The following is a 13,809-nucleotide window of genomic DNA, read 5'->3' as shown; positions in this document are numbered from 1 at the left end:
GAGGAAAGAGAACATGGCTGCCAAAGAAGTTAAGTTCGGCGATTCCGCTCGCAAGAAAATGCTGGTCGGCGTGAACGTGCTGGCCGATGCCGTCAAGGCCACCCTCGGCCCGAAAGGCCGCAACGTGGTTCTGGACAAGTCCTTCGGCGCTCCGACCATCACCAAGGATGGCGTTTCCGTCGCCAAGGAAATCGAGCTGAAAGACAAGTTCGAGAACATGGGCGCGCAACTGGTGAAAGACGTTGCCTCCAAGGCCAACGATGCTGCCGGTGACGGCACCACCACCGCGACCGTCCTGGCCCAGGCCATCGTCAACGAAGGCCTGAAGGCCGTTGCCGCCGGCATGAACCCGATGGACCTGAAGCGTGGCATCGACAAGGCCACCGTGGCCATCGTCGCCCAGCTGAAAGAGCTGGCCAAGCCCTGCGCCGACACCAAGGCCATCGCCCAGGTAGGCACCATCTCCGCCAACTCCGACGAGTCCATCGGCCAGATCATTGCCGAAGCCATGGAAAAAGTCGGTAAAGAAGGCGTGATCACCGTCGAGGAAGGCTCGGGCCTGGAAAACGAACTGTCCGTCGTCGAAGGCATGCAGTTCGATCGCGGCTACCTGTCCCCCTACTTCGTGAACAAGCCGGACACCATGGCTGCCGAGCTGGATAGCCCGCTGCTGCTGCTGGTCGACAAGAAGATCTCCAACATCCGCGAAATGCTGCCGGTGCTGGAAGCCGTCGCCAAGGCCGGCCGTCCGCTGCTGATCGTCGCCGAGGACGTCGAGGGCGAAGCCCTGGCCACCCTGGTGGTGAACAACATGCGTGGCATCGTCAAGGTCGCGGCCGTCAAGGCTCCGGGCTTCGGCGACCGCCGCAAGGCCATGCTGCAGGACATCGCCATCCTCACCGGCGGTACCGTGATCAGCGAAGAAGTCGGCCTGAGCCTGGAAGGCGCTACCCTGGAGCACCTGGGCAACGCCAAGCGCGTCGTGATCAACAAGGAAAACACCACCATCATCGATGGCGCCGGTGTGCAGGCTGATATCGAAGCCCGCGTCCTGCAGATCCGCAAGCAGATCGAGGAAACCACTTCCGACTACGACCGCGAGAAGCTGCAAGAGCGCCTGGCCAAGCTGGCCGGCGGTGTTGCCGTGATCAAGGTAGGCGCTGCCACCGAAGTCGAGATGAAAGAGAAGAAAGCCCGCGTCGAAGACGCCCTGCACGCTACCCGTGCGGCGGTGGAAGAGGGCGTGGTTCCCGGCGGCGGCGTAGCCCTGGTTCGTGCCCTGCAAGCCATCGAAGGCCTGAAGGGTGACAACGAGGAGCAGAACGTCGGTATCGCCCTGCTGCGTCGCGCCGTCGAATCGCCGCTGCGCCAGATCGTGGCCAACGCCGGCGACGAGCCGAGCGTAGTGGTCGACAAGGTCAAGCAGGGTTCCGGCAACTACGGCTTCAACGCTGCTACCGGCGTGTACGGCGACATGATCGAGATGGGCATCCTGGACCCGGCCAAGGTCACTCGTTCCGCTCTGCAGGCTGCGGCCTCCATCGGCGGTCTGATGATCACCACCGAAGCCATGGTTGCCGAGATCGTGGAAGACAAGCCGGCCATGGGCGGCATGCCTGACATGGGCGGCATGGGCGGCATGGGCGGCATGATGTAAGCCGACCGGCCCCTGTGGTTGGAAAAGCCCCGCTTCGGCGGGGCTTTTTTTATTCCTCAGCGCGGGCAGTCCTGGCGGTAGCCCGGCAGCTCCTTTGCCGCCGGTTCGCAGGCCAGGCGCAGCGCCTGCTTCAGGTCGTCGGGCAGAGTGGCGCGGCTGATCGGCCGCCAGTGCATGCGTTCGCCGAAATAGCGCGCCCAGTGGAATTCGATGAAATAGCTCTGCCGATCCTTGTCGAAGGCGTTCTCGTCCTCGGCGTAGCCGGCCAGGGCGCGGTAGGGATCGTCGCCAAGCCCGGCGAGAGCGTCCGGCAGCGCCTCGGGCGGGATCTCCGCGCCACGCGCATCGTGCAGCCAGACCCAGTGGTTTTCCTGCATCTTCTTCCAGAAGTCGCTGGCCTGGGGTAGCCGGCCGATCACCTTCACCGGTACGCCCTGTTTCGGGTCCAGGCGCCAGAGCGCGCTACTCAGGTGATGGCGATCGGTGAGGTAGAAGCGGCCGCCGGGGCCGATCACCACCGGAATCTCCTTCTTGCGCAAGTAGCGCTCGAGAGCCTTGGGCTTCTTCCCGGCGAGCTTGGCCTGGTCATCCTCGACCTGCAGCAGGCCGACATTCTGCTGGGTCGGGTGGAGGGCCGCGAGCGGCAGCTCGCACCAGCTACCGACAGAGGTTTGCGGCGAGCAATCCTCGGCCTGGGCGGTGGCGGACAGGAACAGGCAGCAAAGCAGCAGGGCTGGGCGCATGGGGGGCTCCGGCGAAGGAAGGGGAAAGGTTCCCTAGACTGGCACGCTTCGGGCGATCCGGCGTACTCCGGCCTTTGATAGGTGCCTCGCTTTGTGCCAATCTTGCCGACAGGAGATGGCATTCCTCCTTCAACCGCCCCTGGGGCTGATGATGCCTACGCATGAACCTGGAAAGGCGCGTAGGCGCTCGCCTGCCGCCTGTCCGAATCGCTCCTACAAGGACAGGACTATGTGGAAATCCATTCTCGCCATCGCCCTCGGCGCCGCCCTGGGGGCGTTGCTGCGCTGGTTCCTCGGGCTCAAGCTGAACAGCCTGCTGCCCAGCATTCCCCCCGGCACGCTGCTGGCCAACCTGGTCGGCGGCTATGTCATCGGCGCGGCGATTGCCTATTTCGCCCAGGCGCCGGGCATCGCTCCGGAATGGCGGCTACTGATCATCACCGGGTTCTGCGGCGGCCTGACCACTTTCTCCACCTTTTCCGCCGAGGTCGTCAGCCTGCTTCAGGAGGGCCGCCTGGGTTGGGCCGCCGGGGCCATCGCGACGCACGTCAGCGGCTCGTTGCTGATGACTCTGCTGGGGTTGTTCTCGATGAACTGGATGCTGGGCAAATAGCGCAGCGGGAGGACCGACCATGCAAGGCTATCAACTGACCTTCATCACCCAGCAGGGGCGCTGCACCAGGGCCAGCCGATCTGCGACTGGCTGCTGCAAGAGGCGCGCCGCCTGGGCGTGCGCGGTGCCACCGCGTTGGCTGCCAGCGAAGGCTTCGGCCAGAGCGGCCGGCTGCATTCGATGCATTTCTTCGAGCTGGCCGACCAGCCGCAGGAAATCCTCATGGCGGTCGATCCCGAGCAGGCAGAACGGCTGTTCGAGTCGATCCGCCAGGCCGGCGTGCGGCTGTTCTACATGAAGGTGCCCATCGAGTTCGGCGTGCTGGGAGCGGACGAACCGTCTCCCTGAACGCGGTTTTCGTCGGCGCCGCCGTTGCGCTGTCCTCGCTTCTCCGGTCGGTAGAGCATCAGGCGGTACAGGCCGAGGCAGATCAGCCAGTCGAACAGCATCGTCCACAGGTTGTGCGAGAGGAAGTGCGCACCTTGCAGCATGCGCGACAGCGACAGCAGGCAGCCCATGGCGAAGGCGAAGGCCAGGGCGTAGCGCGCCAGCCTGGGCTTGCGGTCGCGCAGGGCGAAGAACAGCGCGAACAGGACGAATCCGGACGATGCGTGCCCGCCCGGCCAGCAGCGTCCGGGGTGCTCGGTCGGCGGCCGCGGGCTGAGCAGCGAACTGTAGGTTTCCTCGCCGCCGAACTGCGCCAGGCTCCAGGGGCACTGCACGGCGGTGAGCGCCTTGAGCGGAGTGACTATGCTGGCTGCAAGGCTCATGGCGAGGAACACATAGGCCAGCGGCCTGCTCAGTGCGCGCCATGGCCGGTGGAACAGTCCGGCGATGGAGACCAGCAGGCCGAGGACGCTGATGGCGATCACCAGTTGCTTGACCCGGTCGTGCAGGATGTTCTCCAGGAACCAGCTGTGCCGGCCGATGAAGCCGGCGCCCGGGTCGTACATCAAGTTGGCCAGGGCGAGGTCGAGGGTCACCGGCTCGAAGGCCAGCAGCAGTGCCGCCAGGCCCAGCGGCAGGGCGAGGAACAGCCAGGGGTTGAATGGACGGGAAGGGGAATGGACGGCGGCCTGGGTCATGCGATCTCCAACGCTGGCGTTGACGTTCTCTTGACTTCGACGCTGGTTAAATCCACCGCCGGGGTTCGTGCGCATCCGCAAAGCCGCTATGATCGGCGGCCATGGAAGACGCCATGCAGTCTCTGGTGGCGAGCGTAGAGCCGGTGTGAATCGCCGGTGAAGAATCCGTAAATGCGCGAGAGGCGCTCGATCGGTCTTCCTGCGAAGGAGTGGGACATGCGAATACTGGTGGTCGAAGACAACCGCGACATCCTGGCCAACCTGGCCGATTACCTGTCGCTCAAGGGCTATACCGTGGATTGCGCGCAGGACGGGCTGTCCGGCCTGCATCTGGCGGCCACCGAGCACTACGACCTGATCGTGCTCGACGTGATGCTGCCGGGAATCGACGGCTATGCCCTGTGCCGGCGCCTGCGCGAAGACGCACGGCGCGACACCCCGGTGATCATGCTCACCGCCCGCGACCAGTTGGACGACCGCCTGCAGGGGTTTCGTTCCGGCGCCGACGATTACCTGGTCAAGCCCTTCGCCCTTTCCGAACTTTCCGCACGCATCGAGGCGGTGCTGCGTCGCGCCCAGGGTGGCGGCCGCCGCGAGCTGAGCGTGGCCGATCTGAGCTATGACCTGGACACCCTGGAGGTCAAGCGCGCGGGCAAGTCGCTCAAGCTCAACCCGATCGGCCTCAAGCTGCTCGCCGTGCTGATGCAGAAGAGCCCCCATGTGGTGCGCCGGGATGCCCTGGAGGAAGCGGTCTGGGGCGACGACTGCCCGGACAGCGACAGCCTGCGCAGCCACGTCCATCAACTCCGTCAGGTGATCGACAAGCCATTCTCCGTGGCCTTGCTGCATACGGTGCATGGCGTCGGCTACCGCCTGGCGGAGGAGCCGAATGGAGTATAAGCAGAGCCTCGCCCGCCGGATCGTCATCGCCTTCATGTTGATGACGGTCGCCGTGGGGGGACTGTTCTCCGCCGGCATCGTCGGCGTGGTCCACATCATCGAGGAGCGCCTGATTTCCCGCGACCTGGGCGGCGAACTGGAGCGCATCCTGCGCGACGACCTGGCCCAGGGACGCAACCCGGTGCTCGATCCCGGCATGCGCTTCTTCATCAGCGACGGCCAGGGCTCCTACGCCATGCCGCCGGCGCTGGACCAACTGGATGTCGGTTTCCACGAAGTGTTCGAGGGCGACTTGTCGTTCCATGCGCTGGTGCGCGATATCGATGGTCGCCGTTTCGTCCTGCTGCAGGACCAGAGCGATTTCGAAGCGCGCGAGCAGGTGCTCTACGCCTCGGTGCTGACCGGCTACGTGCTGAGCATCGCCCTGGCCGGCCTGCTTGGCTGGATGCTCGCGCGCAAGGTGATGGAGCCGGTGGTGCGCCTGGCGCGCCAGGTGCGGCATCGCGAACAGTTGCTCGGTCTGGCGCCGCCGTTGGCGCCGGACTACGCCAACGACGAGGTCGGCGAGCTGGCCGCTTCCTTCGACGAGACCCTTGGCCGCCTGCGCGACGCGCTCAAGCGCGAGCAATTGTTCACCAGCGACGTCAGTCATGAGTTGCGTACGCCGTTGATGGTCATCGCCACCTCGTGCGAACTGCTGGCCGAAGAACCCAGCCTCGGCCCGCGCGCCCGTGGCCAACTGGAGCGGATGACCAAGGCCACCGAGGAGATGCGCGACCTGGTGCAAACCTTCCTGTTGCTGGCGCGTGCGCAGAAGGGCGAGGAAAGCCTGGCGCCCCACGGTAGCCTGGAGAGCATCGCCGACGACCTGGTCCAGGTCTGGCGCGAACAGGTCGAGGCGCGAGGCCTGACCCTGCACTACCGCAACGAAGGCGCTTGCGCCGGCCAGTTCAACGCGCCGCTGCTGCGCGCGGTGATGGGCAACCTGTTGCGCAACGCGACCCACTACACCGATGCCGGGAGCATCACGCTGACCCTCGACGAGCATGGTTTCAGCGTCGAGGACACCGGGGCGGGCGTCCCGGAAGAACAACGCGAACGCATCTTCATGCCCTTCGTTCGCGGCAGTTCCAGCTCCGGGCGCGGCGAAGGCCTTGGCCTCGGGCTCTCGCTGGTGAAGCGGATCTGCGCGGCCGAGGGCTGGAGCGTAACCCTCAGCGCGGTGGAGCCGCACGGCTGCCGGTTCGAAGTTTTACTCGATGTTGCTTGACGAAAAATTCACCACCCCTTGACCCGAGCTTGACGGCTGGATTCATACCGTTCGTCTCATGAATCCTGGAGTTCCCGTCATGAACAATCCGCCTGTCGACCTCGACTTTTCTCACAAGTATGATCGCGAGCATGCTGAGGCCTACCTGAAGAAGCATCAGGACGGCCTCGCCCGGAAACTTTCCCACCGGCGCGACGTCCAACTCGCCCTGCACGCGCTGAAGCTCGCGGGGCAGCCCAACCTGGTGCTCGACCTGCCCTGCGGCGCCGGACGCTTCTGGCCGCTGCTGGCGGAAAAGGACAACCGGGTGATCATCGGCGCCGACAATTCCGCGGACATGCTGGCGGTCGCCTGCGCCGGCCAGCCGGACGGTGTGGTGAAACGGGTACGGCCCTTGCAGACTTCCGCTTTCGCCATCGACCTGCCGGACAGCTCGGTGGACAATATCTTCTGCATGCGGCTGCTCCACCACATCGGCGAGGCGGATGATCGACGCGTCCTGCTCCGCGAGTTTCACCGGGTCACGCGGGACAGCGTGATTCTTTCCCTCTGGGTCGATGGCAATTTCAAGGCCTGGAAGCGTAGGCGCATGGAGGCACGGCGGGTAGCGAACGGGGAACAGACCGGCTACCAGAACCGCTTCGTGTTACCAGCCGAAACGGTCGAGCGCGAGTTCCGCGACGCCGGCTTCGTCGTCCAGAAGCATCTCGATTTCATCCCGCTGTATCACATGTGGCGGGTCTATATCTTGCGAAAGGAATAACGATGGCTCCCGATCTGGCATCCCTGCAACGTATCTCCGGCGACTCCGCCATCGACCAGTGGTTGCAGGTACCCGGCAGCTGGGTCGAGGAGCCCAACGAGCGGCGCGGCGGGGCCAGCGGCGTGCAGCGGGTGTACACCGGCGATGGACGGCTGCTCTATCGCAAGCAGCAGACCGGCCACGTCTACCGCGACTGGCAGCGCCCTTTCGGCTATCCCACCGCCATGCGCGAGCGCGATGCGCTACGGGCCTTCGAGTCGCTTGGTATTCGCGTGCCGCGCCTGGTCTATTCCGGCTGCCGCAAGGTCGACGGACAATGGCAGGCGCTGCTGGTGACCGAAGCCCTGGAGGGTTTCTCCAGCCTCGACGAGTGCTATGCGCGCGGTGACCAGGACCGCTGGGGCGAAGCGAAGCACCAAAGAATTCTGCAACAAATCGGCGCTACCATTGCCCGGATGAATCTCGCCCACTGGCAGCACGGTTGTCTCTATCCGAAGCACATCTTCGTCCGCGTCGAGGGCGAGGCCATCGAAGTAGCGCTGATCGACCTGGAGAAGAGCCGCCGCCGCCTTACGGTGAACAAGGCGTCCCAGCACGACCTGAAGCAGTTGAAGCGCCGTTCGTCGTGGACTGGCGCGCAGTGGCAAGCCTTCATCTATGGTTACCAGACGGCGTTTGGCAGCGCCATCAAAGGGTTGCAGACATGAAATTAGAAATCACTCGAGGTTTGTTGCTGGTCGGCGCTCTCGCCGTGGCTACAGCCGCGGCTGCCGCCTGGCACGAACCCGCGCCGAACGTGGTGCAGATGAACGGCGGTCATGAGTACTGCCCGACGCCTTCGGTGCTCAAGGCCGAGCGGCCGACGCGCCAGGAGGTCCAGCCGAACAAGGACATCCTGCTGCTGATGTTCGGTCTTTCCCAGGGGGGAGCCAGCCTGTCGCGCTGAGTCTCCTTGTCGAAAAAGCCCCGCCTTGGCGGGGCTTTTTTTTCATGGGCGATGAGATCGTCGGAGGCATGGGCCGAATAAGGACCAGGCCTCATGCGCCACCTTGCCGCAGCGCGCCAGGCTTGCCCTAGGCGACCTGGAACACGTGCTTGAGGTAGTGGATGAAGTCAGGGTCCCGGCATTGCGCCTTGCCGGGCGTATCGGAGATCTTTGCCACCGGATGGCCGTTGCAGGCGCTCATCTTCACCACGATGTTCATCGGCTCGACGCCCGGCAGGTCGCAGGTGAAATGCGTGCCTATGCCGAAGCTGACGTTGATCCGGCCCTGCAACGCGCGATAGATCTTCAGGGCCCGCGGCAGGTCAAGGCCGTCGGAGAACACCAGGGTCTTGGTCAACGGGTCGATGCCCAGCTTGAGGTAGTGGGCGATGGTCTTTTCCGCCCACAGCAACGGGTCGCCCGAGTCGTGGCGGAGGCCGTCGAAGAGCTTGGCGAAATAGAGGTCGAAGTCGCGCAGGAAGGCATCGGTGGTGATGCAGTCGGTCAGCGCGATGCCGAGCAGCCCACGGTATTCGCGGACCCAGCAGTCCAACGCGGCACTCTGGCTGTCGATCAGGCGCGGACCGAGCTGCTGGTGGGCCATCAGCCATTCGTGGGCCATGGTGCCGAGGGGCTTGAGGTCGAGCTTGCGTGCCAGGTGGACGTTGCTGGTGCCGACGAAGCAGCCCGGAAAGTCCTCCTTCAGACCGCTCACCACCGCCTCGTGGACCCGATAGGAGAAGCGGCGGCGGGTACCGAAGTCGGCCATCTTGAAGCCGGCCAGTTCCTCGGCGCTGGCCTCCCGGCGCAGCCAATCGAACTTTTCCTGCAGGCGTTCGCGCGCCTGCTCGACGGTGGCGGCCGGGTAGCGGGCGCGGTTGCGCACCTCGCTGATCATCGCCAGCAGCGGCACTTCGAAGAGGATCACGTGCAGCCAGGGGCCTTTCAGGCGCAGGAAGAATTCGTCGTTCTCGATGCCGGTCTGCACGTAGCGCGGGTTGAAGCGGAACAACCCGAGGAAGCGGATGAAGTCCGGTGCGAGGAAGGGAATCCGTTCGAGGAAGGCCAGTTGCTCGTCGCTGATCGCCAGGCCCGCCAGGTATTCCAGTTGTTCGCGGATGGCCGGCAGGTACAGGCGCAGGTCTTCCTGGTTGCGGCAGCGGAACTCCCACTCCACCTCGGCGTTGGGATAGTTGTGCAGCACCGCCTGCATCATGGTCAGCTTGTAGAAGTCGGTATCCAGCAGGTTCTGCACGATACGTTCGGAAAAAGCGCTCTCGGCCATGCTCGTCTCACCACTGCGTTTCAGCGGGCAGTCTACTGGAGGCGGCTGCCGGCGGACATAGGATCGCGCCCGGAGGGCTGTGGGATGGAGCGACAGCGCCGGCGGACAGCGCTGTTGTCGCTGTCCGCCGTTTCCGATCAGTGTGCGTTTGCCGCTTGCGTCACGCCTGGCGGGGCATCCGGCCTGGCCACCAGGGTGTAGATGCACGGCAGGACGAACAGGGTGAAGAGGGTGCCCACCGACATGCCGGTAGCGATCACGATGCCGATGTCGAAGCGACTGACCGCCCCGGCGCCGGTGGCGAGGATCAGCGGGATCACCCCGAGCACCATCGCCGCGGTGGTCATCAGTACCGGCCGCAGGCGGATCGCGGCGGCCTGCTCGATGGCCTCGCGACGCCCCAGCCCCTGTTCGTGGCGCAACTGGTTGGCGAACTCGACGATCAGGATGCCGTGTTTGCTGATCAGGCCGATCAGTGTCACCAGGCCGACCTGGGTATAGATGTTCAGGCTCGACACGCCGAGGAACAGCGGTATCAGCGCACCGCAGATCGACAGCGGCACGGTGACCATGATCACCAGCGGATCGCGGAAGCTTTCGAACTGTGCGGCGAGGACCAGGAAGATGATCGCCAGGGCCAGTCCGAAGGTGACCAGCAATGCGCTGCCTTCCTGCACGTATTGCCGGGAAGCGCCGGCGTAGTCGACGGCGAAGCCGCGCGGGGCTTCCTCGCGGGCGATCTGCTGAACTGTCTCGATGGCCTCGCCCATGCTGACGATGGGGAAGCCGGAGATGATCGCCGAGTTGAGCTGCTGGAACTGGTTCAGTTGCCGCGGCCGTGCCCGTTCGTGGGTCTCGATCAGGGTCGAGAGGGCGACCAGTTGGCCGTTGCGGCTCTTCACGTAGTAGCTGCCGAGCCAGCCGGGATTGTCGCGATAGGGGCGTTCGACCTGGGCGATGACCTTGTAGCTGCGCCCGTCGATGGTGAAGCGGTTGATCTCGCCCTCGCCGAGCAGGCTGGCCAGCGCCACCCCCAGGTCCTGCATGGAGACGCCCATCTGCGCGGCCTTCTCGCGGTCGATGTCGACCACCAGCTCGGGTTTGTCGAACGCCAGGTCGAGATCGAGGAAGGCGAACTTGCCGGACTCGCTGGCGCGCTGCTTCACCCGTTGCGCCACTTGCAGCAGCGACTCGTAGTCGTTGGCGGTGTTGAGCACGAACTGGAATGGCAGGCCCTCGCCGGTGCCCGGTAGCGACGGCAGGTTGAAGGCGAAGATCTGCACGCCGGGAATCTCGTTGAGCTTCGCCTGCACCGCATGGAGCAATTCCATCTGGCTCTTTTCGCGTTCGTCCCAGGGCTTGAGCAGCATGCCGCCGATGCCGGCCTGGACGCCGTTGTAGCCGTTGATCTGGAACGCCGAGTAATACTCCGGGAAGCTGCGGAAGATGCCTTCGAACTCGGCGGTATAGCGATTCAGGTAGTCGAGGTTGGCGGTCTGCGGCGAGTTGGTCATGAGGAACACGATGCCCTGGTCCTCTTCCGGCGCCAGCTCCTTCTTGGTGAACATCAGCAGTACCGGGATCAGCGCCAGTACCAGCACGGCGAACACCAGGACCACCGGACGGGTGTCCAGGGTGCCGTGGAGGGCGCGCTGGTAGCGTCGCTTCAGGCCCTCGAAGATCAGGTCGAGGCGATGCGCCAGGCCCGAGGGATTCTCCTCGTGGCGCAACAGGCGCGAGCACATCATCGGCGACAGGGTCAGGGCGACGATCCCGGAAATGATCACCGCGCCGGCCAGGGTGAAGGCGAATTCCTTGAACAGGGCGCCGGTGAGGCCGGTGAGAAAGCCGATCGGCGCGTAGACCGCGGCGAGGGTGATGGTCATGCTGACCACCGGCACGGCGATCTCCCGCGCGCCCTCCAGGGCGGCCTCGAAGGGCGGCTTGCCCTCCTCGATGTGGCGGTGGATGTTTTCCACCACCACGATCGCGTCGTCCACCACCAGGCCGATGGCCAGGACCATCGCCAGCAGGGTCAGCAGGTTGATCGAGTAGCCCATGGCCTGCATGAAGAACAACACGCCGATCATCGACAGCGGAATGGTCACCACCGGGATCAGTACCGAACGGAACGCGCCGAGGAACAGGAACACCACCACGATGACGATCAGCACCGCCTCGCCGAGGGTCTTCACCACTTCGTCGATGGAGGCCTGGATGAAGCGCGTGGCGTCGTAGGCGATGGACACCTTGAGGTTGGGCGGCAATTGCTCTTCCAGTTCGGGCATCTTCGCCCGCACTTCCTTGATCACGTCCAGCGGGTTGGCGCTGGGCGTGCCCTTGATGCCGATGTAGACCGAGGGAATCCCATTGAACGAACTGATCGCGTCGTAGCTGGCGGCGCCCAGTTCGACCCGTGCGACATCGCCCATCAGCACCCGGCGGTCGCCGTCGGTCTTCACCGGGATGGCGGCGAAGGCCTGGGGCGACTTGAGGTCGGTGGAAGCATTGACGCTGGTGACCACCAACTGGCCCTTCACCTCGCCGGCGGCGGCGAGGAAGTTGTACTGCTGCACCGCCTGGTTGATCTCGCCGGCGGTGACGCCGAACGCGGCCATCTTCACCGGGTCCAGCCACAGGCGCATGGCGAACACCTGGTTGCCGAGGATCTCCGCCTCGGCGATACCGGGCAGGGTCGCCAGCTTGGGCTGGATCACCCGCGACAGGTAGTCGGTGATCTGCGGGTTGTTCATCTGCTCGCTGTAGAAGCTGATGTACATCAGCGCCGAGGCATCCGCGGCCTCCTTCTGCAGCACCGGGTCCTCGGCGTCCGGCGGCAGTTGGCTCTTCACTTCGTTGGACTTGGCCAGCAGCTCGGTGACCAGGCGATCGGTATTGGCGCCGATCCGCGCGTAGATGGAGATGGTCGAATAGTTCTGCCGGCTCACCGAGGTCATGTAGTCGATGCCTTCGGCGCTGGCCAGGCTCTGCTGCAGCGGCTGGGTGATGTAGCCCTGGATGGTCTCCGCGTTGGCTCCGGCGTAGAGCGTGGTCACCGTGATCAGCGCGTTCTCCATTTGCGGATACTCGCGGATCACCAGCTTGCTGAAGGCCTGCATGCCGAGCAGGACGATCAGCAGGCTGACCACGCTCGCCAGGACCGGACGACGGATGAACGGATCGGTAAAAGCCATGTTTCAGTCCCTTGGCAAGCCTTCCGCCTTGGAGCGGGAAGGCGCGCGACTCAGTGCTCTTGCTGGAGGTCCCGCTCGGCGACGATGGCCACCGCGGCGCCGTTGTCGAGCTTCAGTTGCCCGGAAGTCACTACCTGCTCGCCGCCCTCCAGGCCTTCGAGCACCACCGCCAGGCCTTCGCGGCGTTCGCCGATCCTGACGAAGCGGCGCTCGACGACCCGTTGCGGCTGGCCCTTGTCATCCTTCGACACCTGGCCCTGCTCGTCCTTCTTCTGCCCGACGACGTAGATCGAGTCGCCGTAGAGGGTGAAGGTGATCGCCGTCTCCGGCACCACGACGCGTTGTTCCTCGCCAGGCAACATCACCTCGAGGTTGGCGAACATGCCCGGCAGCAGCTTGCCGTCCGGGTTCTCCAGGGCGGCGCGGACCTGCAGGTTGCGGGTCTCGTTGTCGACCTTGGGGTTGATGGCGGCGATCTCGGCGTCGAACACCTGGCCGGGGTAGGCGGCGACCCGGACCTTCACCAACTGGCCGCGGCTGAGCAGGGGGAAGTCCTGCTCGGGCAGGTGGAAATCCAGGAGCAGGGTGGAAAGGTCCTGCAAGGTGGCGATCGGCGTCCCGGGCGAGACGTAGTCGCCGACGTCCACCTGGCGGATGCCGATGGTCCCGGCGAAGGGCGCGAGCACGCGCTTCTTCGCCAGCGCCGCCTTCAGCTCGGCGACGGTGGCGCTGGTCTTGGCCCACTGCGCGGCGAGACGGTCGAATTCGCTTTTCGAGATGGCCTTGCTGCCGATCAGTTCGCGGCCGCGCTGGTACTCGGCCCTGGCCAGGCCGAGATCGGCCTCGGCAGTGCGCAGGGTGGCTTCCTCGACGTCGCTTTCCAGCTGGATCAGCGGTTGGTCCAGCTTCACCTGGTCGCCGGAAAGGAACAGTACGTCGCGTACCGTGCCGGAGACTTCGGCGGTGAGGGTCACGCCCTGGAATGCCTTGAGGCTGCCGATGGCTGGCAGGCGGCTCTGCCAGGGACGCTTTTCGGCCAGGCTGGCGGTCACGCTGATCGGCGGTTTCGGTGCGCTGAAAAGGGCGATCTGCTGACGGATGGAGTAGACCTTGTAGCCGGCGAGAATCGCCACCACGGCGATCACCGCGGCGAGCATGATCAACATGCGGCGGAGCAACATAATCCTGGTCCCTGGTATGCCGAGAGCGCCCCGTTTCGGGGCGAATCCGACACATTACGTGCAGCTTTCAAGGCTTGTCAAAGCACAGGATTGGCGAAAGATTTCAAGCGTGTTGCAGGTCGCTTCCGACTTT

At 64.8% G+C, this 13,809-nt stretch carries 12 protein-coding genes, 1 pseudogene and 1 riboswitch; of the genes and pseudogenes, 8 read left to right on the top strand and 5 right to left on the bottom strand.

Translation table 11 applies throughout. From position 1 onward, the window contains the following. Window positions 1-13: 13 nt before the first annotated feature. Window positions 14-1,657: a chaperonin GroEL gene (gene groL, locus VQ067_RS23450; RefSeq protein ID WP_003094059.1), complete on the top strand. Its 1,644-nt coding sequence runs from the start codon at window positions 14-16 to the stop codon at window positions 1,655-1,657. Window positions 1,658-1,713: 56 nt separating this feature from the next. Here groL and VQ067_RS23445 read toward each other — a convergent pair whose 3' ends face one another. Then, window positions 1,714-2,400, bottom strand: a complete 687-nt coding sequence (locus VQ067_RS23445) for a ParB-like protein (RefSeq protein ID WP_023875887.1) — start codon at window positions 2,398-2,400, stop codon at window positions 1,714-1,716. 102 nt (window positions 2,401-2,502) lie between these two features. Beyond that, window positions 2,503-2,565, top strand: a riboswitch (Fluoride riboswitch). A gap of 64 nt (window positions 2,566-2,629) precedes the next feature. On the opposite strand from VQ067_RS23445, the gene crcB reads away from it, so the two are divergent. Beyond that, window positions 2,630-3,013: a fluoride efflux transporter CrcB gene (gene crcB / locus VQ067_RS23440; RefSeq protein WP_003094051.1), complete on the top strand. Its 384-nt coding sequence runs from the start codon at window positions 2,630-2,632 to the stop codon at window positions 3,011-3,013. 19 nt (window positions 3,014-3,032) lie between these two features. After that, window positions 3,033-3,361, top strand: a pseudogene (locus tag VQ067_RS23435) (DUF190 domain-containing protein). Here VQ067_RS23435 and VQ067_RS23430 read toward each other — a convergent pair. Continuing rightward, window positions 3,304-4,098 (bottom strand): phosphatase PAP2 family protein, encoded by a 795-nt coding sequence (locus VQ067_RS23430; RefSeq protein WP_003094044.1) that lies wholly within the window; start codon window positions 4,096-4,098, stop codon window positions 3,304-3,306. The pseudogene VQ067_RS23435 and the gene VQ067_RS23430 sit on opposite strands and share 58 nt — an antisense overlap. A gap of 216 nt (window positions 4,099-4,314) precedes the next feature. Between VQ067_RS23430 and VQ067_RS23425 the strand changes: the two genes are divergently transcribed. From VQ067_RS23425 to VQ067_RS23405, 5 genes are all read left to right on the top strand, one after another. Continuing rightward, window positions 4,315-4,998, top strand: coding sequence for a response regulator transcription factor (locus tag VQ067_RS23425; RefSeq protein WP_003094039.1), 684 nt, complete (start codon window positions 4,315-4,317; stop codon window positions 4,996-4,998). Next, window positions 4,988-6,268 carry a sensor histidine kinase gene (locus VQ067_RS23420; RefSeq protein ID WP_003094037.1) on the top strand — a complete coding sequence of 427 codons (1,281 nt, stop codon included), beginning with the start codon at window positions 4,988-4,990 and terminating at the stop codon, window positions 6,266-6,268. Before VQ067_RS23425 ends, VQ067_RS23420 begins: the two co-directional genes overlap by 11 nt. Window positions 6,269-6,347: 79 nt before the next feature. Beyond that, entirely contained in the window at window positions 6,348-7,031 is a 684-nt protein-coding gene (locus VQ067_RS23415) for a class I SAM-dependent methyltransferase (protein ID WP_340080918.1), read from the top strand. 2 nt (window positions 7,032-7,033) lie between these two features. Next, window positions 7,034-7,738, top strand: a complete 705-nt coding sequence (locus tag VQ067_RS23410) for a lipopolysaccharide kinase InaA family protein (RefSeq protein WP_003094029.1) — start codon at window positions 7,034-7,036, stop codon at window positions 7,736-7,738. Then, complete coding sequence (locus VQ067_RS23405; RefSeq protein ID WP_003134699.1) at window positions 7,735-7,977, top strand: hypothetical protein; 243 nt, start codon at window positions 7,735-7,737, stop codon at window positions 7,975-7,977. The genes VQ067_RS23410 and VQ067_RS23405 overlap by 4 nt, the downstream gene beginning before the upstream one ends. 127 nt (window positions 7,978-8,104) lie before the next feature. Here the strand turns inward: VQ067_RS23405 and pncB are convergent, their stop codons facing one another. The 3 genes from pncB to mexV form a co-directional block, all read right to left on the bottom strand. Beyond that, complete coding sequence (gene pncB / locus VQ067_RS23400; RefSeq protein ID WP_003102657.1) at window positions 8,105-9,301, bottom strand: nicotinate phosphoribosyltransferase; 1,197 nt, start codon at window positions 9,299-9,301, stop codon at window positions 8,105-8,107. A 137-nt stretch (window positions 9,302-9,438) separates the two neighbouring features. Further along, window positions 9,439-12,495 (bottom strand): multidrug efflux RND transporter permease subunit MexW, encoded by a 3,057-nt coding sequence (gene mexW / locus VQ067_RS23395; RefSeq protein WP_003141256.1) that lies wholly within the window; start codon window positions 12,493-12,495, stop codon window positions 9,439-9,441. 50 nt (window positions 12,496-12,545) lie between these two features. Continuing rightward, window positions 12,546-13,676 carry a multidrug efflux RND transporter periplasmic adaptor subunit MexV gene (gene mexV / locus VQ067_RS23390; RefSeq protein WP_003102651.1) on the bottom strand — a complete coding sequence of 377 codons (1,131 nt, stop codon included), beginning with the start codon at window positions 13,674-13,676 and terminating at the stop codon, window positions 12,546-12,548. Between the last annotated feature and the right edge of the window lie 133 nt (window positions 13,677-13,809).

This window comes from Pseudomonas sp. KBN12P06040 (genome assembly GCF_037574965.1).
GTDB classification, from domain to species: domain Bacteria; phylum Pseudomonadota; class Gammaproteobacteria; order Pseudomonadales; family Pseudomonadaceae; genus Pseudomonas; species Pseudomonas aeruginosa.
Note: the sequence above shows the minus strand (reverse complement) of the source record. Positions and strands in the feature narration are given on the sequence as shown.

What these genes read in the sequence shown, in the direction of transcription:
- groL (WP_003094059.1), top strand. Translation starts at nt 14, where the DNA reads ATGGCTGCCAAAGAAGTTAAGTTCGGCGATTCCGCTCGCAAGAAAATG.
- VQ067_RS23445 (WP_023875887.1), bottom strand. Translation starts at nt 2,400, where the DNA reads ATGCGCCCAGCCCTGCTGCTTTGCTGCCTGTTCCTGTCCGCCACCGCC.
- crcB (WP_003094051.1), top strand. Translation starts at nt 2,630, where the DNA reads ATGTGGAAATCCATTCTCGCCATCGCCCTCGGCGCCGCCCTGGGGGCG.
- VQ067_RS23430 (WP_003094044.1), bottom strand. Translation starts at nt 4,098, where the DNA reads ATGACCCAGGCCGCCGTCCATTCCCCTTCCCGTCCATTCAACCCCTGG.
- VQ067_RS23425 (WP_003094039.1), top strand. Translation starts at nt 4,315, where the DNA reads ATGCGAATACTGGTGGTCGAAGACAACCGCGACATCCTGGCCAACCTG.
- VQ067_RS23420 (WP_003094037.1), top strand. Translation starts at nt 4,988, where the DNA reads ATGGAGTATAAGCAGAGCCTCGCCCGCCGGATCGTCATCGCCTTCATG.
- VQ067_RS23415 (WP_340080918.1), top strand. Translation starts at nt 6,348, where the DNA reads ATGAACAATCCGCCTGTCGACCTCGACTTTTCTCACAAGTATGATCGC.
- VQ067_RS23410 (WP_003094029.1), top strand. Translation starts at nt 7,034, where the DNA reads ATGGCTCCCGATCTGGCATCCCTGCAACGTATCTCCGGCGACTCCGCC.
- VQ067_RS23405 (WP_003134699.1), top strand. Translation starts at nt 7,735, where the DNA reads ATGAAATTAGAAATCACTCGAGGTTTGTTGCTGGTCGGCGCTCTCGCC.
- pncB (WP_003102657.1), bottom strand. Translation starts at nt 9,301, where the DNA reads ATGGCCGAGAGCGCTTTTTCCGAACGTATCGTGCAGAACCTGCTGGAT.
- mexW (WP_003141256.1), bottom strand. Translation starts at nt 12,495, where the DNA reads ATGGCTTTTACCGATCCGTTCATCCGTCGTCCGGTCCTGGCGAGCGTG.
- mexV (WP_003102651.1), bottom strand. Translation starts at nt 13,676, where the DNA reads ATGTTGCTCCGCCGCATGTTGATCATGCTCGCCGCGGTGATCGCCGTG.